The organism is Avibacterium sp. 20-129, assembly GCF_026226845.1.
Taxonomy (GTDB): Bacteria; Pseudomonadota; Gammaproteobacteria; order Enterobacterales; family Pasteurellaceae; genus Avibacterium.
This window is the reverse complement of record NZ_JAKKOE010000001.1, coordinates 193,590-214,382: the sequence shown is the minus strand read 5'-3', so window position 1 is coordinate 214,382 and position 20,793 is coordinate 193,590. Positions and strand designations below refer to the sequence as shown.

Sequence of the window (20,793 nt, the reverse complement as noted above, 5' to 3'; positions counted from 1 at the left end):
GGATTGAGAAACTGGAAAATCTCGAAAAAAGAAAAGCTGGGCGGAAACCTTCCCAGCTTGATCTCGGCACACGAAAAATCTGACTTTGGCTGCTTTCTTCCGAACCTGACCGAGTAAACCAGACCTCGTTGCGAGGAACCGAGAAGGTTTCCATTACATCTGCCACTAAACAGCAACAGAACGCTCGCATTATGCCCCAAGCCCTATAGAATTGCAAATTTTTCATTGTCATTTTTCTTTAACTGACTAAATAAACAGCTTTTTCATATTCCCGCTCTGATATGTTTAAGTCGTTTGCTCTTTTATTGTTCTTTCCTACCCTTAGCACACCTAAAATCCCTTTTATCATTGCTTTTATCATTTTTATTACTCTCTTAATCACCTTTGCCAGCTTCCCGATCTGCCCATAAATTTAAACGAAAAAAACCGCCTTAACGGCGGCTTTTAGAAAAGGATAAAGCAGATTTTATTGTGCTTTTTTACCATATTTTTCGGCTAATTCAGCTTGAAGTTTTTGTAACTCTGCTGTTGCCGCGGTTGTTTTTTCTGTTTTTGCTTGAATCGCTTTTGTCGCTTCTTCTGACGCATTATTCATTAATGCTAAGCCATCTTTTGCAAGCTCTGAGGTTAATGTTAATACAGATTGCATTTTATCTTTTAACTGTTTGATTTCAGGGCTTTTAATATCTAAGGCATTCAAGCTTTTCTGCACTTCTGCATTTCTTGCGCTTAACGCATTCATTGCCTCTACGATTTGTTTTTCATCACCAGAAGATAATTTTTCCATATATTCTTGCTGAAAAGCGACTTGACTTTGCTGATTCGCTAAACTCCATTCCACTAATTTTTGATAATCTGCTGCGGGATCAGCTTTATTACAAGCCGCAACAAAAAGAGCAAAAATAATCGCCGTGGTTAATTTAATAATTTTATTCATTACATTTTCCTTTAAATAATAGATAACTAATATAGCCAAAAAAGTTTAACTATAGGATTATTCTCATTGAGAGGACGCTATTCTAATCTCTGTGCTAAGAAATTGCCAAGCAATATAATTAAAAACTTTGTAAAGATTTGAGCAATGTTTCACCAAATTCTTTACGCCATCCTTTTAATAAATCAGGTAAATCATTCGGATCTTGGTGTTTTATCCAGCACCATTTCATTAAACTTTCTAACCCTCGTTTGCTTGAGATAGTCTCTGTCGGTAACTCCGCTGGCGTGATTTCGTTTAATTTTTGCTGCAACATTTTTAATCCAGCGCGATAGCGTGGTTCATCAACCAAACGAACAATCGGGGAGGGATACGCTTCTTTAGGCGAGCGTTTTGCTTTCTCAACAAGCTGTAACATTTTTTTACCATTCACTCGCACTTCCATCGGCAATAATCCTAAATCAAGTAATGCCGAAGTGTGCTTAGGAAGATGTTTCGCCACAAGCCACAAATGTTCACTTTTTACAATAAAATTTAACGCCACATCACGTTTAATGGCTTCTTCTAAACGCCATTTTGCAAGAAGTTTTAACGCCATTAACGCTTGTTCATTTAATTTCCACGCATTGGGAATATCAAAATAAGCACGTTCAGGATCTCTTGGTTTGCTAATTTTTTCTAACAATAATTCACATTCATTTTGTACCGCACTTTGCCACGGTGTTTGCAATAAATGTTGTTGCATTTTTTCATATAAGGGAAGGAGATACCAAACATCGGCTGCCGCATAGCGTAATTGGACATCGGATAATGGGCGCGCGAGCCAATCTGTGCGTGAAGCGCCTTTATCTAGCTCTAACTGAAAATAATGATAGATTAAACTGGCAAATCCCATAGAATGACCAAAACCTAAAAATTGACTTACAACCTGTGTGTCGATTAATGGTGTAGGTAACTGTTTGAAATAGTGGTAAAAAATCTCAAGATCTTCTTTACTCGCGTGTAGAATTTTAATGACATTGATATCTGCAAGCAACGCAATAAAAGCGGAAAAATCATCAATGACTAAAGGATCGATCAGACTTACCTTCTCACCATCATAAAGTTGGATCAACCCCAACTTTGGATAAAAAGTTCTGGTACGAATAAATTCGGTGTCCAATGCAACGTAAGATTTTTCTCTCGCGCGTTGGCAAACTTCCTCCAATGCCAATGTTGAAGTAATTATTTGAAAGTGCGGTGGATTTTTGATTTCTTTTTTTATTGCTGACATAACCTTATTTCATTCATTTTTAATCACATCTCATAAAAAATACTGCAATGGCATTATGCATTGCTTTATTTCAAATGAAGATAAAATGAAGGCGAACTTTTTTGTCCGCCCTTGATTTATTTTTATCGCTTAAACCGATTAATGCGATGGACGCTTCGCTAATTCTTCATCGCGTAACACACGGCGGAGAATTTTACCGACATTGGATTTCGGTAACTCATCTCTAAACTCAATATCTTTCGGGATTTTATATCCTGTAAGATGCTGTCTGCAATGTTGGCGTAGCTCATCACGTGTGAGGCTTTCATCTTTTTTCACCACAAACACCTTAATTGTTTCGCCTGATACTTCGTGTGGCACGCCAATTGCAACCACTTCTGCGACTTTATAATTGAGCATAATCACATCTTCAATTTCGTTTGGATAGACATTAAATCCCGAAACGATGATCATATCTTTTTTACGATCGACAATACGCAAGCTGTAAGAGTCGTCCATCACCACAATATCCCCCGTTGCAAGCCAGCCATCTTTTAGTACTTCAGCAGTTGCTTCTGGGCGTTTCCAATAACCTTGCATCACTTGATCACCTTTCACCCAAAGCTCACCCGGCTCGCCAAGTTGCGCTTGTTCGCCATTGTCTTTGATAATTTTAATGTCCGTATTGGGAACAGGAACCCCAATAGTGCCATTGTGTTTCACCACATTAATTGGGCAAGCTGCAATCAGTGGTGAACATTCTGTCATACCATAACCTTCAATAATGCTACAACCTGTGGTTTCGTGCCAACGTGTTGCGACAGATTGCTGAATTGCCATTCCGCCACCCACAGAAAGTTTAAGTTGTGAAAAATCAATTTCTTTGAAATTCTCATTATTTAATAAGGCATTAAATAAGGTGTTCACCCCTGTAATCGCCACAAAGCGATGTTTTTTCAGCTCTTTTACAAAACCGTCAATATCACGTGGATTGGTGATCAGAATTGCTGTAACACCCAATTCAATAAACAATAAACAGTTCACCGTCAGAGCAAAAACGTGATACAACGGTAACGCCAAGATCGCTTTTCGTTCACGCGTATGATCGCCAACAAAAGGATAAGCAATCCATTTTGCCTGAAATACATTGGTAATAATATTGTGATGAGAAAGCATTGCCCCTTTCGCAACGCCTGTTGTTCCCCCTGTATATTGTAAAAAGGCAAGATCATTGCGTGTTAAATTAGGGCGGACATATTGGCGATATTTGCCAACGGCAAGCACTTCACGGAAAGTAACGGCGTGCGGGAGTTTATATTTTGGCACGAGCTTTTTAATGTATTTCACCACAAAATTCACCAATGTTCGTTTACCAAAAGAAAGCTGATCGCCCATTCGGGTTAAAATAACGTGTTTAACCGCGGTATTGAACACCACTTTTTCAAGGGTTGAGGCAAAATTCGATACCACCACAATGGCTTTGGCACCGCTGTCTTGCAGCTGATGTTCGAGTTCTCTTGGGGTGTAAAGCGGATTCACATTGACGACAATCATTCCCGCGCGTAGTATGCCGAATAAGGCAATAGGATACTGCAATAAATTAGGCATCATTAACGCCACAGGATCGCCTTGTTGTAACTTCAATTCATTTTGTAAATAAGCAGCAAAGGCACGGCTACGCTCTTCTAATTTACGAAAGGTCAGCACTTGCCCCATATTAATATAAGCGGCACGATCAGGATGTTCTCTCACGGCTTTATCAAACATATCTAAGATGTTTTCATAAGCGGAGGTATCCAGTTCCCTTTCTGCCCCCTCTGGATAATTGATAAACCAAGGCTTTTCCATTTGTTATCCTTATTATTTTTATTAAATCTTGTGGATTTTATCACTCGCTCGCGAATGTGCCAAATCCTGATGCGTTATTCACGCCCCGGCAACTTTTTCCAAGTAACTTCATTGCGTAAATAAACGGGTTCAATTTCCACCGCACTTATCCATTGTTTTTGCCAGTAATAAGGCAATGCCAACGGTAGCATTGCTTTAGCGGAAGGTAAAAGAATGTCTGACGAGGTTGCCCAGTCAAGCTGCGAAAGTGCTTCATAAGCCGTCCAGCCTGTGCCAACTTTACGCCACTCGCCTTGTCCCTGTTGTGCAAGTTCAAGTACCTGTTGTGCAGAACACACCTGTTCAGTAACCACCTCATTCCATTGTAAAAATTGATGAGAATCCAACCGCACTTGTTCTGCATTAAGTTGGCTGAAATACACCTCATTCATTCTTGCATCAATGGCACAGAGGACTTGAGTCGTGCCATATTGTTCATACGCTTGCTGAGCCATTGTCGTCAGATTAGAAATAGGAATCACTGGCAAATCAGCCCCTAATGCTAAACCTTGTGCAATTCCTGCGCCGACACGCACACCGGTAAAACTGCCCGGCCCACGCCCGAAAACTAACGCATCCACTTGATTGAGCGTAATACCAGACTGGTTTAAAATTTCATCAATCATTGGCAAAATACGTTTTGTATGGGTGCGTTGTGCCAATTCATCTAAATGCGTTATTTCCCCTTTGTGCCATAAGGCGACGGAACACGCCTCCGTAGAGGTATCTAAAGCGAGTAAAGTTGTCATTATTTTTTCTCTGTTAAAAATTGAATTACGTTGTTTAAATCTCGGGTTCGCGTTGCGTTTGGTAAACTTTTTAAAAAGGTTTCGCCGTAGGTACGCATCACCAAACGGCTATCACAAATAATCACCGCCCCTCGGTCTGTTACATCACGGATCAACCGCCCAACACCTTGTTTTAAGGTGATGACTGCCTCAGGAATTTGAATCTCATTAAAGGGATCTTTACCCTGTAAGCGACAATCTTCCATTCGTGCTTTAAGTAAAGGCTCATCTGGTGCGGTAAAAGGTAATTTATCAATAATCACTAAAGAAAGGGCGTCGCCACGGACATCTACACCTTCCCAAAAACTTGAGGTTGCCACCAGCACCGCGTGAGATTGGGTGGTAAACTGTGCTAATAATTGACTTTTTGCCGTTTCCCCTTGTAGTAGAATGGTTAAATCGCTGTGCTCACGAAAAAAATCTGCCAGTCCACGCATCATAGAATAAGAGGTGCAAAGGACAAAACAGCGCCCCTGATTTTTTTCGATGATCGGTAATAACATTTGCCCTAACTGCGTTTGTGTCTGAGATTGGTTCAATGCAGGCAGGAACCGTGGCACGCATAATAGGGCTTGTTCAGGATAATTAAAGGGGCTAGGCAAAATTTTCTGCACCGCATTTTCAATCCCCAAGCGCTGACAAAAATGCTGAAAATTGCCCCCGACTTCAAGGGTGGCAGAGGTAAAAACCCAAGCGGCCTCTTTTTTACTGATCTGTTCACCAAATTTATCAGCCACAGTGAGCGGTGTGATATGCAAGCCAAAGCCGCGTCCCATTGTTTCATACCAATAACAATAGCCCACTAAATGGGTTTCTTGCAGGCGTTTTAACACCAACTGAATACTGGCAATACGTTCAAAAATGCTATCTAGAGTTTGTGAACGCCCGAGAGAAAGCTTCACTACGTCGGATAAAAAGGCCAATTTCTCTTGCAATAATTCTACGCATTTTTGCACCGCACTTTTATCTGCTGAACGCATTGAATGTTGTGTATATAACTCTCGCCAATTTCCTCGCCGATTACCTTCACCCAATAATAAGCGAAAATCTTGCACCACTTTGAGTAAAGTATCAGACGCCACGCCAAGCTGTTTCATATCTTTTAATTCTGTACGATAAACAATATTGGCATCTTTGCATAAATCAAATAATTGACGTGAAGTGAGGGATATACCGAAATATTGGCTCGCCACATCGGCTATTTGGTGGGCTTCATCAAAAATAATGGCTTGCGCATTGGGAATAAGCTCACCGAAGCCACTTTCTTTTACCGCCATATCCGCAAAAAACAAATGATGGTTCACCACCACTAAATCTGCGTTTAACGCTTTTTTGCGAGCGGCTGCCACATAGCAATCCGCATAATTAGGGCAATCTGAACCTAGGCAACTTTCGGTAGTACTGGTGAGCTGGGGCAAAATCGGGCTATCTTCCGCAATCTCCACACATTCGCTTAAATCCCCCGTTTTGGTGGCATTATTCCATTTTCGCACTTTAGCAAGATCCGCTAATACCGTGCGATCCCTTAACACACCTTGTGCAATAAGCTGCTCTAAACGCTCAAGGCAAAGATAATTGGCTCGCCCTTTTAACAATGCGATTTTCCCTGTGTAGCGCAACGCTTTTTTTATAGCCGGAAGATCTCGATTAAATAATTGATCTTGTAAATTTTTTGAGCCTGTGGAAATAATGGTTTTCTTGCCAGCAAGTAACGCAGGCACTAAATACGCAAAGGTCTTCCCCGTGCCTGTTCCAGCCTCCACCACAAGGGCTTGCTTATGTGAAATCGCCTGCGCCACGGCTTGCGCCATTTCTAGCTGCTCGGCTCGGGGGCGAAATCCTTTAATATGCTGACTTAATACTCCATTTTCAGCAAAGGCGTTGATGACAGTTTGGCTATCCATTCATTCAATTCGGGGTTAAGGGTAAATAAATTGGCGGCTATTCTAACAGAAAAATGCTATACAGTGTTGTACTGGATAGCGTTATTGTTCATTTACAAATCAAAAAATATTGAATGCGATATTTTGTGGTAACATAGCGCATCAATTTTTTTAATGGATAATAGAATGCAATTAAGACATAGTCTCAAACTCGGTTTATTAAGTGCGGTGCTTTTTTTGCTTATTTCTTGTAAAGATCAAACCGCCAATATCGGCAGTCAAGCACCTGATATTGCGGCTTTTGATTTGCAGGGCAATAAGGTGGAATTAAGCCAATTTGCAGGGAAAAAATTGCTGATCAATTTTTGGTCGGAAACCTGCGGCATCTGTATTGTTGAGATGAAATTATTACAGCAATTTTCCCAAAACTATCCCAATACATTACAACTTTTAGCCATTAATATTGATGGGGAACGTGGTAACACACAAGCGGTGGTAGAAAAAAATCAACTGACTCTGCCAATTGTCAAAGATCAGCTTAATATTACCGCTGAACGTTATCAGTTGGTTGGCACACCAACCTCATTCTTGCTTGATCCTAAGGGAAAAATCCTTTATAAATTTGAGGGTTTAATCCCAGAAAACGAATTACGAACATTCTTTGAGGAAAAATAATGAAAGGTTACGCTTCTACTCTACTTTTTATTGCAGGCACGCTATTGGCATTCAATAGCCAAGCCGATGAAAGCCTAGAACATACACAAAAGATTTTTAACCGCACTTGTGCAATGTGCCACGGTAAGCAAGGGGAAAAATCGGCATTAAATCAATCTGCAATGATCAATAACTTAAAAACTGAAGAAATTCTCACCGCACTTGAAAAACGCAAAGCGGGTGAAATTGTTGGTGCGGGCAATGCCGCAAAATCTCGTTTAAGTGAAGAAGAAATCAAAGGATTAGCGGAATATATTCCAACATTGAAAAAATAGTATTAAAAAAATCGGGCTACTTAGAATAGCCCGATTTTTTTACCTCATATTATTCCTTAGGTTTCGTACAGACCTTTAATAAGAAATACCCTCCTACCGCTGAAATTGCTGAGCCTAGCAAAATACCTACACGGGCAAAACTTGCCATTTCACTTGCCCCATCACCACCAAAGGCGAGTCCCGCCAAGAACATTGACATTGTAAATCCAATACCGCAGAGCAAGGCAATGGCAAAAATCTGTTTAAAATTAATTCCTTCAGGCAATTTCGCAATACGAAATAGCACCGATAAATAACTAAATAAAAAGACACCAAGCGGTTTTCCAAGTAATAATCCTAAGATCACGCCTAAAGTAAGCGGTGAGCTTAACGTCTCTATCCCCATTCCTGCTAAGGATACTCCCGCGTTGGAAAAAGCAAACAGGGGCAAAATAAAGAATGAACACCAAGGGGCTAAAATATGTTCCATATCGTGCAACACTTTTCTGCCATTTTTCCCTTTGAGTGGAATACTAAACCCAATGATAACGCCAGCTAAGGTGGCGTGTACGCCCGATTTTAGCACAGATACCCATAACACTAAGCCGACAATCACATAAGGCCCTAAATTGGATACTTTAAAGCGATTAAGCAAAATCAACCCCACAATGGCAATACTCGCTAAAATTAACGCGCGCGTACTCAAATCCTGTGAGAAGAACAACGCAATCACAATAATCGCGCCTAAATCATCAATAATCGCCAAGGCAAGCAAAAACACTTTTAATGCGAAAGGCACACGGCTCCCAAGTAAACCTAATACGCCTAGTGCAAAGGCAATATCTGTTGCCATTGGAATTGCCCAGCCATCTTGATATTGTGGGGTATCCTTGGTGACAAACCAATAAATTGCCGCTGGCACAATCATTCCTCCCAAAGCGGCAATGGCTGGGAAAATGGCTTTTTGATAGCTTGAAATTGCCCCTGTGAGCAATTCCCGTTTTACTTCTAATCCCACAAGGACAAAAAATACCGCCATAAAGCCATCATTCACCCACATCAAGAGTGGTTTGTTGATTTGTACAATGGAACCAAATTGGATCACCACTGGCGCATCAAGAAAGCTAAAATAAAAACGGCTCAAGGGCGTGTTTGCCAATAAAATGGCAAAGGCAGCGAAAAACAGCAATAACATCCCGCTGGCTGCTTCTAATTTCATAAAGTATCGAATGTATCGAACCATTAATCTCTCCTAGTCAAAATAACGGGCTTGAAAATAAACACCCAAATGGATCATTTCTTTGTAATAAGAAAAAGCAATATCATCAGTAAGTTCTTCTAACATATAAGGGAAAAATAGGTCAATAAAAATCGGCAAATTTCTCTTAGTTATTGAAAAATTTGTGATTTTTCACACATTTTTTAACCGCACTTTGCTTTTTAATTCCTGATAAAAATAAGGGGTAAATTCATTTCTATGATTTTTGCTTATTTATAAATAACTTAGTTTATGTCAAGAATTGGACGTAAAATTTAGTGCTTGCAGTTTCGTTAAGAACACATTATCTTGTACCGCGTTTTCAATAAACCACTATATCTTGTGTTTTTACGCAACACCAACAAATCGGAATGTCTATGAATAAAGCTATGATGGTCACCAAACGTGACGGAAAACAAGAACCCATCGATTTAGATAAAATTCACCGAGTGATCACTTGGGCAGCAGAGGGATTGGATAACGTTTCTGTTTCTCAAGTAGAATTGCGTTCCCATATTCAATTTTATGAGGGGATTCGCACTTCGGATATTCACGAAACCATTATTAAAGCTGCGGCAGATTTAATCAGCAAAGATACGCCTGATTATCAATATTTAGCTGCGCGCCTTGCGGTTTTCCATTTGCGTAAAAAAGCCTATGGGCATTTTGATCCTCCGCGTTTATATGATCACGTTAAAAAATTGGTGCGTTTAGGCAAGTATGATCAAGCCTTACTGACCGATTATAGCCGTGAAGAATGGGACGAAATGGACGGCTTTTTAGATCACTGGCGTGATATGACATTCTCTTATGCGGCAGTCAAACAGCTTGAAGGTAAATATTTAGTACAAAATCGTGTTACTGGTGAGATTTATGAATCTGCCCAGTTCTTATATATTTTGGTGGCAGCAAGCTTGTTCTCAACCTATCCAAAAGAAACACGCTTAGATTATGTACGCCGTTTCTATGATGCGACATCGACATTTAAAATTTCTCTGCCTACACCAATTATGGCTGGGGTGCGTACACCAACACGCCAATTCAGTTCTTGTGTGTTAATTGAATGTGGTGATAGTTTAGATTCTATTAATGCGACTGCCTCTGCCATTGTGAAATATGTTTCTCAACGTGCTGGAATTGGCGTAAACGCCGGAGCGATTCGTGCCTTGGGTAGTCAAATCCGTGGTGGGGAAGCATTCCATACAGGCTGTATCCCATTCTATAAATATTTCCAAACTGCGGTGAAATCCTGTTCACAAGGTGGGGTGCGTGGTGGAGCAGCCACCGTTTACTACCCAATTTGGCACTTGGAAGTGGAAAGCCTGTTAGTCTTAAAAAATAATCGTGGGGTGGAAGATAACCGTGTTCGTCATATGGATTACGGTGTTCAGCTTAACAAATTAATGTATCAACGCTTAATCAAAGGCGGCGAAATCACCTTATTTAGCCCTTCTGATGTGCCGGGGTTATACGAAGCATTCTTTGCCGATCAAGATGAGTTTGAGCGCCTTTACACCCAATACGAACAAGATCCAGACATTCGTAAACGCAGCGTGAAAGCCGTTGAACTGTTCTCCCTATTAATGCAAGAACGTGCTTCAACTGGGCGTATCTATATTCAGAATGTGGATCACTGTAATACGCACTCGCCATTTGATCCTAGCGTTGCGCCTGTGCGTCAATCTAACCTTTGTTTAGAAATCGCATTGCCAACTAAGCCACTTTCTCATATTCACGATGAAGAAGGTGAAATTGCCCTTTGTACCCTTTCAGCCTTCAACTTAGGCGCGATTGCAAACCTTGATGAATTAGATGAACTTGCGGATCTTGCTGTGCGTGCCTTAGATGCCCTATTAGATTATCAAGATTACCCTGTGATCGCGGCACAACGTAGCTCTCTTGCGCGTCGATCTTTAGGAATTGGCGTGATCAACTTTGCTTATTATTTAGCTAAAAATGGCGTGCGTTATTCAGACGGCAGTGCTAACGATCTCACGCACCGCACTTTTGAAGCCATTCAATACTATTTATTAAAAGCCTCAATGAACCTTGCGAAAGAAATGGGGGCTTGTGAGTATTTCGATCAAACCACTTACGCCCAAGGTATTTTACCGATTGATACCTATAAAAAAGATGTGGATACACTCACTCAAGAGCCATTACATTACGATTGGGAAAGCCTACGCCAAGACATTAAAACCTTTGGTTTGCGCAACTCAACACTAACCGCACTGATGCCATCAGAAACGTCATCGCAAATTTCCAATGCAACCAACGGCATTGAACCACCGCGTGGACACGTCAGTATCAAAGCGTCAAAAGACGGTATCCTCAAACAAGTTGTACCAGATTATGAAAACTTAAGTGAAAACTACGAGTTATTATGGGATATTCCAAATAATGATGGCTACTTACACCTCGTAGGTATTATGCAAAAATTTGTAGATCAATCTATTTCAGCCAACACCAACTACGATCCACAGCGTTTTGAAGAAGGCAAAGTACCGATGAAAGTGTTGTTAAAAGATTTATTAACCGCTTACAAATATGGCGTAAAAACTCTTTATTACCAAAATACCCGTGATGGCGCAGAAGACAGCCAAGAAGATCTTGATGACGGCTGTTCTGGTGGGGCGTGTAAAATCTAATTTATCAAGAGCGGTAATAAATTTAATTATTTTTCCACACAAAATATAAGCCACCTTTGTAAGGTGGCTTAATTAAGGGGATAATCCTCTTTCTTTTCATTATTGCTAGAAACCATATTATCAACCCAAATATTCATTCTCCTTTATAGATATTCATTGATGATCTCAAAAGGCTTTTTATCTAAGCTTTTTTCTATAAAAACGCAATCACAAAGCGTTTATAATATTTTTCATAAAAAAATCTGCACAAGAAACTCTCGTGCAGATTTTTATTTTTGATCAATTAGTATTAAATATTACTCATCAATACTACGTAATAACTCGTTGATCCCTACTTTACCTAAGGTTTTCGCATCAACTTTTTTCACGATTACTGCACAATAGAGATTATATTTACCGCATTTTGAAGGAAGGCTACCTGAAACGACCACAGAACCTGCTGGTACGCGACCGTAATGGATTTCGCCTGTTTCACGATCATAGATTTTAGTAGATTGACCGATGAATACGCCCATTGAGATTACACAGCCGTCTTCTACGATAACGCCTTCAACCACTTCAGAGCGTGCGCCTATAAAGCAGTTGTCACCGATGATGGTTGGGTTAGCTTGTAATGGCTCTAATACACCACCGATACCCACACCACCTGAAAGGTGAACATTTTTACCAATTTGCGCACAAGAACCTACGGTTGCCCAAGTATCCACCATTGTACCTTCGCCAACGTAAGCACCAATGTTTACATAAGATGGCATTAATACGGCATTTTTTGCGATATATGCACCTTTACGCACAGTAGCAGAAGGTACAACACGGAAGCCTTCTTGTTGGAAACGTGCTTCATCATAGTCTGCAAATTTAAGGGCGACCTTGTCGTAATATTTGGTTTCTGCACCGTCAATCACTTGGTTGTCGTTAATACGGAAAGAAAGCAATACCGCTTTTTTTAACCATTGGTGGGTAACCCATTCACCATCAATTTTTTCTGCAACACGGTATTTACCGCTGTCTAAACCTTCAATGACTTCTTCGATAGCAGCACGCGTTTCTGCATCTACTGTTTTAGGAGTGATTTCAGCACGGCGTTCAAACGCTGCTTCAATGATATTTTGCAAATTTGACATATTTTGTTTCCTATTCAAATGTAAAAATTAAAACAAGGCGGTATTTTTATCATATTTCCGCCTAAAACTCACCTGTTATTGTTTGTTTTTCTCTAATACTTAATCTTTAAGCAACTAATTTGAGGTATCTAGCTCTTCAAAAGACTTCACTAAATCATCGACTGCTTTCATTTGGCTTACAAAGGCTTCTAATTTTGCTAATGGTAAAGCAGAAGGCCCATCGCATTTGGCATTTTGTGGATCAGGGTGCGCTTCTAGGAATAGACCTGCCAGCCCCACTGCTAGCCCTGAGCGCGCTAATTCTGTCACCTGTGCGCGGCGACCGCTTGATGCAGCCCCAAAAGGATCGCGACATTGTAAAGAATGGGTTACGTCAAAAATCACTGGGCAACCTTTGGAAACGGTCTTCATAACGCTAAAGCCAAGCATATCTACAATAAGATTATCATAACCAAAGTTTGTCCCGCGATCGCAAAGAATCACTTTATCGTTACCACATTCTTCGATTTTCTCTACGATATTTCCCATTTGTCCGGGACTTAAAAATTGGGGCTTTTTCACATTAATTACCGCACCGGTACGTGCCATTGCTTCAACAAGATCCGTTTGGCGCGCTAAAAATGCGGGCAACTGAATCACATCAACCACTTCAGCGACAGGCTTACATTGATAGATTTCGTGAACATCAGTAATTAATTTAACCCCAAATGTGTCTTTCAATTCTTGGAAAATTTTCAACCCCTCTTCCATTCCCGGTCCACGGTAAGAATGGATTGATGAGCGGTTAGCCTTATCAAAAGAAGCTTTGAATACATAAGGTACATTCAGTTTTTGGGTTACCTCAACATATTTTTCACACACTGCCATCGCCATATCACGGCTTTCTAACACATTCATTCCACCAAATAAAACAAATGGTTTATTGTTAGCAACTTCAATATTTCCAATTTTAATGACTTTATTTTGCATAATGTTCTCTAATATATAAATTTAGTGAATTAATTCTTTTGCTGCTTTTTCTTGCGCTTCAATATCTTTCTCAATTAGCGGTAATTGTTCTTTAAACATTATTGAGAAAGAATCATCTGGTCTTTTTTCAACAAATTCTTTAAGATCTTTCAATGCCTCTGAAAGACGCCCAAGTTGCATTTTTAAAATACCACGATCCCGAATTTCATCTAAGGTATCTGGATAACGTTCCAATACGTTCTCAACGTAAGTCAATGCTGGTTCGTATCGACTTTCTCGCATTAAGGAATTTTTCGCTAATTGCCCATAACGAAATTCTAATTCTTCTTCATCTTGCTCACCGAATAGGGGGACAGAAAATTCCACATCATCACCATAATGAAGCTTACAAATATATTCAATATATTTTTCTGAAGATTCTCTTCCTGTCCAAGGATCAAAATAAAGATGTTTTCCATTAACATCCGCTTTAAGCATAATATTGACAGGAAATTCCATTGCATAAATCGGTAAGGCTAATTTTTCAGCAAGATACAATAAAATACCACCGACAGAGATAGCAACCCCACGGCGATTTGTTAAAACATCGGGTAGATAATAATTAGAATGATCAAAAGAATTATTAGAATCAATCAAAAAGCCCCAATCAACATAAATTAAATCGATCAACTTTCTAATTTTTGCTTCATCGTCTTTCTCCTGCTCAATGGTTTCTCTTGCTTGAGTTAAAAAACCATTCATAATTGAATGAATATTTCCTAGCTCGCGTTGCCCATCATTCCCTGTAAGCACATAAAAATTAAGCATTTCATTATAAATTGCATTGCGATTTGTATTCATCAATCATTCCCTCTTGTATTTAATTGAGCTAATGTTATACGTTCGTGTTGGTGATAATCCTTACGAGAAATAACGTTATGCCACAAATTCTTTTGAAAAAAAGACCGCACTTTTTCTCCTTGCTGCCAACCGTGTTCCAATAACAACCAGCCTTGTGGTTTTAGATGCGTTGGTGCATTAATGATAATGTGCCGTAAATCTGCATACCCCTGTTCTTTAGCGACTAAAGCAGTTAATGGCTCGAATCGCACATCGCCCAACTGCAAATGCGGATCATCTTTATCAATATAAGGCGGATTACTTACAATGATGTCAAAACGCTGATCTTGTAAATTTTCAAACCAATTGCTTTGATAAAAAAGAATATTATCAACATCATTACGTTTTGCATTGTCTTGCGCTAAGTTTACCGCATTATCAATCAGATCAACACCCACAACCGAAACTTTAAATGATTTTTTCGATCTAGATCGCAATTCTTGTGCAAGCGCTATTGCAATTGCCCCTGTACCTGTGCCTAAATCTAATATTTTCAGTTCTTCTCCAAACTGAGCTGATGAAATACGTTCTTCCGCACAAATTAAGGCATTTTCTACTAAAATTTCCGTATCTGCTCTTGGAATAAGCGTATCTTCAGAGACCCTTAGATCAAGCGTCCAAAAAGGCTGCTGACCAAGAATATAAGCCATTGGCTCACAACTTACACGGCGTTGCAATAGTTTTTCAAGCTGCGCTAATTCTTGTGCTGAAAGTATGGTTTCGGAAAAGGCTAAAAGAGAGGAACGAGAACGCCCTGTGACAAATTGTAATAATAGGTTAGCATCCACCTTGGGGTTGATAAAAGGATCTATCTTTTTATTCCCCATCAGTTGCGTTTCTGCCCAAACGAGCCAATCTGCATAATTCATTCGGTTATTCTCAATCTCATTGATACAGTAAATTAAAATAAAAAATAAATTGAATTTATTATTTGAATTTACTTTATGTTAAAGCTTAAAAAAGAAAAAAGAAAGGACTGATTTCTTATAAAAATCAGTCCTTTAATAGGATTAAGTGGTTAGTTATGCTCAGATTTGTCTGAATTTTCCACCGCACTTTGATTTTGTGTAGGTGCAGTTTGTTCAGCATTTTTTTCTGAACTAGCTTTACCGCTGTCACTCCAACCTGAAGGTGGGGTAACTGGCTCACGATTCATCAGCTGTTTAATCTGTTCTTCTTCAATGGTCTCATATTTTACTAACGCATCTTTCATTGCGTGTAAAATATCCATATTGTCAATTAATAACTGTCTTGCACGCTCATAGTTACGCGTAACAATAGCTCGAACCTCTTCATCAATAACATGTGCCGTTTCATCTGACATATGTTTTGCTTTTGCCATTGAACGCCCTAAGAACACTTCACCTTCATCTTCAGAATAAAGAATTGGCCCTAATTTATCGGAAAAGCCCCATTGGGTTACCATATTACGCGCAATATTCGTGGCAACTTTAATATCATTGGATGCCCCAGTAGAAATATTTTCTTCGCCGTAAATTAACTCTTCCGCCAAACGTCCTGCATAAAGGGTTGAAAGTTTACTTTCTAATTGTTTCTGGCTAATGCTGACTTGATCCCCTTCTGGTAAAAAGAAGGTTACCCCTAAAGCGCGCCCACGCGGAATAATGGTCACTTTATGCACGGGATCGTGTTCTGGTACAAGATAGCCCACAATGGCGTGTCCTGCTTCGTGATAAGCAGTCGATTCTTTCTGCTTATCGGTCATAATCATTGTGCGACGTTCTGGCCCCATATTGATTTTGTCTTTTGCTTTTTCAAACTCAAGCATTGAAACCAATGGCTTGTTCATTCGTGCGGCAAATAATGCGGCTTCATTAACAAGGTTTGCCAAGTCTGCACCTGAATAACCCGGTGTACCGCGCGCGAGCGTCATTGCATTCACATCTGGGGCAACGGGTACTTTACGCATATGCACTTTTAAGATTTGCTCACGCCCTAAAACATCTGGCAAGCCCACCACTACTTGGCGGTCAAAACGCCCCGGGCGAGTTAAAGCGGGATCAAGCACATCAGGACGGTTGGTTGCGGCGATTACAATCACCCCTTCATTGCCTTCAAACCCATCCATTTCCACTAACATTTGGTTCAGGGTTTGCTCACGCTCATCGTGTCCGCCACCAAGACCAGCCCCACGTTGGCGACCTACGGCATCAATTTCATCAATAAAGATCAGGCAAGGTGCATTTTTCTTCGCTTGTTCAAACATATCACGCACACGAGAAGCCCCTACCCCAACAAACATTTCTACGAAGTCAGAACCTGAAATAGTAAAAAATGGCACTTTCGCTTCACCGGCAATGGCTTTAGCTAATAAAGTTTTACCTGTTCCCGGTGGGCCAACCATTAAAATCCCTTTTGGAATTTTACCGCCCAACTTTTGGAATTTACTTGGATCACGCAAGAAATCCACAATTTCGCCCACTTCTTCTTTGGCTTCATCGCAACCTGCAACATCAGCAAAGGTGGTTTTAATTTGCTCTTTTGTCAGCATTTTGGCACGGCTTTTTCCAAAGCTCATTGCTTTACCGCCACCACCCTGCATTTGTCGCATAAAGAAGAACCACACACCAACAAGCAGTAGCATTGGGAACCAAGAAATCAAAATTTGTGCTAAAAAGCCACGTTTTTCTGGCAATGTTCCTTCTACTTTCACCTTTTTATTTAATAAATCATTAAGTAATTTATCATCATAAATTGGCATTACTGTTGAATATTTGGAACCATCTGATTTGGTAACCTGCAATTCATTATCATCAAATCTCACTTGACGAACTTGATCATTGCCTACATCAGTAATAAATGTGGTGTAATCAGTCATATTACTGCTTGAACCACCGCTAAAGCCCTGATATGCAGACATCATAACGACTGCAATAACAATCCATAGGACTAAGTTTTTGACCATATCTTTCAAGGTTTGACCTCGTTTTTCTAAGTTAATAATTTGTTACAAGATTACTACATTCATTCCAAAATGAGAAGTTATTGAATTTATAGTTAATATTTGTAACCCGTTGCCACAATATACACCTCGCGAGAACGCCCACGAGATGCTTCAGGTTTACGTACTTTAACAACACTGAAAAGAGAACGAATCTCTTTTAAGTATTCATCAAAGCCCTCACCTTGGAAAACCTTTACAACGAAACTGCCTTTATTTGCCAATACTTGTTTGCACATATCTAAAGCCAGCTCGACTAAATACATTGCACGCGGAATATCTACTGATGGCATTCCGCTAAAATTAGGTGCCATATCAGACATCACTACATCTACTTTTGCTTCGCCAACTCGTTCAAGCAGAGCATTAAGCACATTCTCTTCACGAAAATCCCCTTGCAAGAAATCAACCCCGACAATAGGATCCATCTCTAAAATATCACAAGCAATGACTCGACCTTTACCGCCAATTTGACTCACCACATACTGAGACCACCCTCCGGGAGCGGCACCTAAATCCACGACGGTCATTCCGTGCTTAAAAAGACGGTCTGTTTGTTGAATTTCATCAAGCTTAAAATAAGCTCGCGAACGCAACTTCTGCTTATGTGCCTTTTGGACAAATGGATCTTTAAAATGCTCATTTAACCAACGCGTTGAACTTGCTGAACGTTTTTTCTTTCCCATAATTTCTTAATTTTTGTGGTAGTTTCGTCAATATAAGGTTAAAATTTCCCAGTTCAAGGTGGTATTAGGAATTTCTCCATAAAAAACACCGCACTTTATAAACATAGGATTAAATTAATGCAGTTATCAACAAAACAAAAACAATTTTTAAAAGGGCTTGCACACCACTTAAGCCCTGTCGTTATGCTAGGTGGAAATGGCTTAACCGAAGGGGTTATCGCTGAAATTGACAACGCCCTCAATCATCACGAATTAATTAAAGTGAAAATTGCAGGGGCTGATCGCGAAACCAAACAACTTATTATCGATGCGATTGTCAGAGAAACGCAAGCTGTTGCGGTGCAAACTATCGGTCATATCCTTGTGCTTTATCGCTCAAGCGAAGAACATAAAATTTCCTTACCTAAAAAATAAGTAAAATGGGGCGTATTAAAACGCCCTCTTTTTTATTTATATTCCACTTCAATAATATCAAATTCAACCGTTCCACCAGGAGTGGTAATGGTTACGCTATCGTCCACTTCTTTGCCAATTAAGCCACGAGCAATCGGTGAATTTACCGAAATCAAACCTTGTTTAATATCCGCTTCATCGTCCCCCACGATTTGATAGGTTACTTCTTCCTCGGTATTCACATTCACTAACACGACCGTTGCACCAAAGATAACTTTGCCGTTATTTGGCATTTTGGTTACATCAATGATTTGGCTATTCGCCAATTTTCCTTCAATTTCTTGAATACGCCCTTCACAAAAACCTTGTTGCTCGCGTGCCGCGTGATATTCCGCATTTTCTTTTAAATCACCGTGTTCACGCGCTTCTGCAATGGCTTTAATGATTTCGGGACGGCGAGTATTTTTTAAAAAGTCCAATTCTTCTCTTAATTGTGCTGCACCGCGTACAGTCATTGGAATTTGTTGCATTGCTAAATCCTTATTCCTTTTTTAGTCAAAAATAAAACCACGGCAAAGCAATACTTTGCCGTAGCTCAAAAAATAATTTTAATGCAAATCGCATTATTACATCATTTATGCGAGAAATAATTTTACTCTCACGAGATCCAACACTATTATTGTGTTTCTGAAAAAAAATAGCAACCATCGCGATTATTTATGTACAAATTATCATCAAAATTATGGACTTTTGTATTAGGGATTTCCTTTGTTTTACACCCCTCACAGAGTACTGCTAAAGTGGACGTTGAAGAACTTCGTACACAACTTCCTACGGGAACAAGCCTTTCGTTCGTGGCGAAAAACTTAAAAACGCAAGAAATTCTCACCACACTGAATCCACAAACCTTTATGCTCCCTGCAAGTACACAAAAAGTGTTTACTGCACTCGCTGCCAAACTGAGCCTTGGCGATGAATTTCATTTTGAAACGAGTTTATTACGAGACGGCAATATTGAAAATGGTGAGTTACAAGGTAACTTAATCATTAAATTCACCGGTGACCCTGATTTAACCAGCGATCAACTCTATCAGCTGCTTGCCCAATTAAAGCAACAAGGTATTCAACGCATCAAAGGGGATCTCATTTTAGATACCGCGGTATTTACTGGACACGACCGTGGCTTAGGTTGGATTTGGAACGACTTATCAATGTGCTTTAATTCACCACCAGCCGCTGTGAACATCAATCACAACTGTTTTTATGTAGATCTTGACGCTAACCTACCTACGGGCGAATTGGTGAAATTCAACGTGCCTGCACAATATCCCGTTCAAGTATTTGGACAAGTTCGTGTCGCAAGCAAAGAAGAAGCCCCTTATTGTCAGCTTGATGCGATACTACACGATAATAATCGCTATCAAATTAAAGGCTGCTTAGCGCATCAAGCCAAACCTTTTGCACTCAGTTTTGCCGTGCAAGATCCTAATGCTTATGCCGCGGCAATTATTCAACACCAATTAAACCGCCTTGGCATTTCGTTTAACGGCAACATCCAACAACCTCACACAACCCAGCAAGGACAAATTTTAGCACAACATTTTTCTAAGCCATTGCCGGAACTGATCAAAAAAATGATGAAAAAATCGGACAACCAAATTGCCGATGCTCTATTTCGCACTATTGGTTATCAATATTACAAACGTCCTGCTTCATTTCAACTTTCCGCCAAAGCAATGCGCCAAATTTTGCAAACTAACGCAGGCATAAAATTTGATAATAGCATTATCGCCGATGGCTCAGGGCTTTCTCGTCACAACCTAATCTCTGCCAATATTATGCTGCAAACCCTTGAATATATTGCAAATAACGAAGCACAATTGCATTTATTAGACAGCTTTCCCATTGCCGGGGTAGATGGCACACTAAGCGGACGCGGTTCAATGATTGCCCCACCTCTTGCGCAAAATATTTCGGCTAAAACAGGCGCATTAAAAGGGGTTTATAATCTGGCTGGCTTTATGCAAAATAGCAAAGGACAACGCATTGCATTCGTACAATTTATCAACGGCTATTCCACGGGCGATCTGGAAAATAAAACCAAACGCGCACCCTTAGTGCGTTTTGAAAATGCCCTATACAGCCAACTTTATGAGGATTAG

The 20,793-nt window shown here is 40.0% G+C and carries 18 protein-coding genes and 1 other RNA gene; 5 read left to right on the top strand and 14 right to left on the bottom strand.

What is annotated here, in order from left to right; translation table 11 throughout:
- Positions 1-46 precede the first annotated feature (46 nt).
- The 6 genes from ffs to L5B90_RS00920 all read right to left on the bottom strand — a co-directional run bounded on the left by ffs (position 47) and on the right by L5B90_RS00920 (position 6,765).
- Positions 47-145, bottom strand: an RNA gene (gene ffs, locus L5B90_RS00945) — signal recognition particle sRNA small type.
- A gap of 321 nt (positions 146-466) precedes the next feature.
- Positions 467-937, bottom strand: a complete 471-nt coding sequence (locus tag L5B90_RS00940) for a hypothetical protein (protein WP_265761889.1) — start codon at positions 935-937, stop codon at positions 467-469.
- Positions 938-1,055: 118 nt separating this feature from the next.
- A complete protein-coding gene (rnd, locus tag L5B90_RS00935) occupies positions 1,056-2,207 on the bottom strand; it encodes a ribonuclease D (RefSeq protein WP_265761888.1) in 1,152 nt (383 codons plus the stop codon).
- 138 nt (positions 2,208-2,345) lie between these two features.
- Positions 2,346-4,034 (bottom strand): long-chain-fatty-acid--CoA ligase FadD, encoded by a 1,689-nt coding sequence (fadD, locus tag L5B90_RS00930; RefSeq protein WP_265761887.1) that lies wholly within the window; start codon positions 4,032-4,034, stop codon positions 2,346-2,348.
- A 74-nt stretch (positions 4,035-4,108) separates the two neighbouring features.
- Entirely contained in the window at positions 4,109-4,822 is a 714-nt protein-coding gene (tsaB, locus tag L5B90_RS00925) for a tRNA (adenosine(37)-N6)-threonylcarbamoyltransferase complex dimerization subunit type 1 TsaB (RefSeq protein ID WP_265761886.1), read from the bottom strand.
- Positions 4,822-6,765 (bottom strand): ATP-dependent DNA helicase, encoded by a 1,944-nt coding sequence (locus L5B90_RS00920; protein WP_265761885.1) that lies wholly within the window; start codon positions 6,763-6,765, stop codon positions 4,822-4,824. Before L5B90_RS00920 ends, tsaB begins: the two co-directional genes overlap by 1 nt.
- A 165-nt stretch (positions 6,766-6,930) precedes the next feature.
- Here L5B90_RS00920 and L5B90_RS00915 point away from each other — a divergent pair, with 165 nt between their 5' ends.
- Both L5B90_RS00915 and L5B90_RS00910 read left to right on the top strand, forming a co-directional pair.
- The gene (locus tag L5B90_RS00915; RefSeq protein WP_265761884.1) at positions 6,931-7,419 is read left to right on the top strand and encodes a TlpA family protein disulfide reductase; all 489 of its coding nucleotides are present in this window, start codon (positions 6,931-6,933) and stop codon (positions 7,417-7,419) included.
- Entirely contained in the window at positions 7,419-7,733 is a 315-nt protein-coding gene (locus tag L5B90_RS00910) for a c-type cytochrome (protein WP_250363063.1), read from the top strand. The genes L5B90_RS00915 and L5B90_RS00910 overlap by 1 nt, the downstream gene beginning before the upstream one ends.
- Before the next feature lie 49 nt (positions 7,734-7,782).
- On the opposite strand, the gene nhaA is transcribed toward L5B90_RS00910, so the two are convergent.
- On the bottom strand, positions 7,783-8,955 hold the full coding sequence (nhaA, locus tag L5B90_RS00905; RefSeq protein ID WP_265761883.1) for a Na+/H+ antiporter NhaA: 1,173 nt from the start codon (positions 8,953-8,955) through the stop codon (positions 7,783-7,785).
- 392 nt (positions 8,956-9,347) lie between these two features.
- Between nhaA and nrdA the strand changes: the two genes are divergently transcribed.
- Positions 9,348-11,618: a class 1a ribonucleoside-diphosphate reductase subunit alpha gene (gene nrdA, locus L5B90_RS00900; RefSeq protein ID WP_250350193.1), complete on the top strand. Its 2,271-nt coding sequence runs from the start codon at positions 9,348-9,350 to the stop codon at positions 11,616-11,618.
- Between the two features lie 296 nt (positions 11,619-11,914).
- On the opposite strand, the gene dapD is transcribed toward nrdA, so the two are convergent.
- The 6 genes from dapD to rlmE form a co-directional block, all read right to left on the bottom strand.
- On the bottom strand, positions 11,915-12,742 hold the full coding sequence (gene dapD, locus L5B90_RS00895) for a 2,3,4,5-tetrahydropyridine-2,6-dicarboxylate N-succinyltransferase (protein WP_265761882.1): 828 nt from the start codon (positions 12,740-12,742) through the stop codon (positions 11,915-11,917).
- Between the two features lie 114 nt (positions 12,743-12,856).
- Positions 12,857-13,711, bottom strand: coding sequence for a 3-deoxy-8-phosphooctulonate synthase (gene kdsA, locus L5B90_RS00890; RefSeq protein ID WP_250350191.1), 855 nt, complete (start codon positions 13,709-13,711; stop codon positions 12,857-12,859).
- A 21-nt stretch (positions 13,712-13,732) separates the two neighbouring features.
- The gene (locus tag L5B90_RS00885) at positions 13,733-14,551 is read right to left on the bottom strand and encodes a SirB1 family protein (protein ID WP_250350190.1); all 819 of its coding nucleotides are present in this window, start codon (positions 14,549-14,551) and stop codon (positions 13,733-13,735) included.
- Positions 14,551-15,459: a peptide chain release factor N(5)-glutamine methyltransferase gene (gene prmC / locus L5B90_RS00880; RefSeq protein ID WP_265748336.1), complete on the bottom strand. Its 909-nt coding sequence runs from the start codon at positions 15,457-15,459 to the stop codon at positions 14,551-14,553. The genes L5B90_RS00885 and prmC overlap by 1 nt, the downstream gene beginning before the upstream one ends.
- Before the next feature lie 149 nt (positions 15,460-15,608).
- On the bottom strand, positions 15,609-17,516 hold the full coding sequence (gene ftsH / locus L5B90_RS00875; protein ID WP_250364566.1) for an ATP-dependent zinc metalloprotease FtsH: 1,908 nt from the start codon (positions 17,514-17,516) through the stop codon (positions 15,609-15,611).
- A 92-nt stretch (positions 17,517-17,608) separates the two neighbouring features.
- Positions 17,609-18,238 carry a 23S rRNA (uridine(2552)-2'-O)-methyltransferase RlmE gene (gene rlmE, locus L5B90_RS00870; RefSeq protein ID WP_265761881.1) on the bottom strand — a complete coding sequence of 210 codons (630 nt, stop codon included), beginning with the start codon at positions 18,236-18,238 and terminating at the stop codon, positions 17,609-17,611.
- A gap of 117 nt (positions 18,239-18,355) precedes the next feature.
- On the opposite strand from rlmE, the gene yhbY reads away from it, so the two are divergent.
- Entirely contained in the window at positions 18,356-18,652 is a 297-nt protein-coding gene (gene yhbY / locus L5B90_RS00865; protein WP_265761880.1) for a ribosome assembly RNA-binding protein YhbY, read from the top strand.
- Between the two features lie 32 nt (positions 18,653-18,684).
- Here the strand turns inward: yhbY and greA are convergent, their stop codons facing one another.
- Positions 18,685-19,161 carry a transcription elongation factor GreA gene (gene greA / locus L5B90_RS00860; protein ID WP_265761879.1) on the bottom strand — a complete coding sequence of 159 codons (477 nt, stop codon included), beginning with the start codon at positions 19,159-19,161 and terminating at the stop codon, positions 18,685-18,687.
- A 189-nt stretch (positions 19,162-19,350) separates the two neighbouring features.
- Between greA and dacB the strand changes: the two genes are divergently transcribed.
- Positions 19,351-20,793 carry a serine-type D-Ala-D-Ala carboxypeptidase gene (gene dacB, locus L5B90_RS00855; protein WP_265761878.1) on the top strand — a complete coding sequence of 481 codons (1,443 nt, stop codon included), beginning with the start codon at positions 19,351-19,353 and terminating at the stop codon, positions 20,791-20,793.